Source organism: Micromonospora sp. L32 (assembly GCF_052068055.1).
Taxonomy (GTDB): Bacteria; Actinomycetota; Actinomycetes; order Mycobacteriales; family Micromonosporaceae; genus Micromonospora; species Micromonospora purpureochromogenes.
The window spans coordinates 1-622 of record NZ_JBQHDD010000027.1; the positions used below are offsets into that span (position 1 = coordinate 1).

At 69.1% G+C, this 622-nt stretch carries 1 protein-coding gene; it reads left to right on the plus strand.

Translation table 11 applies throughout. The features are described from left to right. Positions 1-19 precede the first annotated feature (19 nt). Positions 20-622 (plus strand): YdeI/OmpD-associated family protein (locus ACTMTB_RS30870; RefSeq protein ID WP_441149646.1); only part of this gene is annotated, 603 nt, incomplete at its 3' end.

Below are 622 nucleotides of genomic sequence, written 5' to 3' on the forward strand. Positions count from 1 at the left end.
GCAGCGATAGCCTGCCGTCATGGCGAGCGCTGAACTGGATGAGTTGATCGTCGCGGACGCCGACGCGCTGCGCGCGTGGTTGTCGACCAACCACGCCACGTCGCCCGGTGTCTGGCTCGCCCTGACCAAAAAGGGCGGCACAGTCACGACGCTGACCTGGCAGCAGGCGGTCGACGAGGCCCTGTGCTTCGGCTGGATCGACGGGCAGGCCCGTAAACGCGATCAGGAAACCTCCTGGATCCGGTTCACCCCTCGCAGGCCCCGCAGTTCCTGGTCACAACGCAACGTCGCCCACGTGGCCCGGCTGGAGGCGCAGGGGCGAATGCTGCCCCCAGGCCGCGTCGCGGTAGAAGCCGCGAAGGCGGACGGGCGGTGGGCGGCCGCCTACGCCCCGCCGTCGGAAGCCGAGGTGCCGGCCGACCTCCTCGCCGCCATCGCCGCCGACCCCGCCGCCCAGGCCATGTTCGACGTACTCACCAAAACCAACCGGTTCGCTCTCGTCCACCGCGTCAATGCCGTCAAACGGGCGCAGACCCGCGAGCGGAAGATCAGCGAGTTCGTTGCCATGCTGGCCCGTCACGAGACGATCTACCCGCAGAAGGCCAAGCCTCCGAACTCGCCG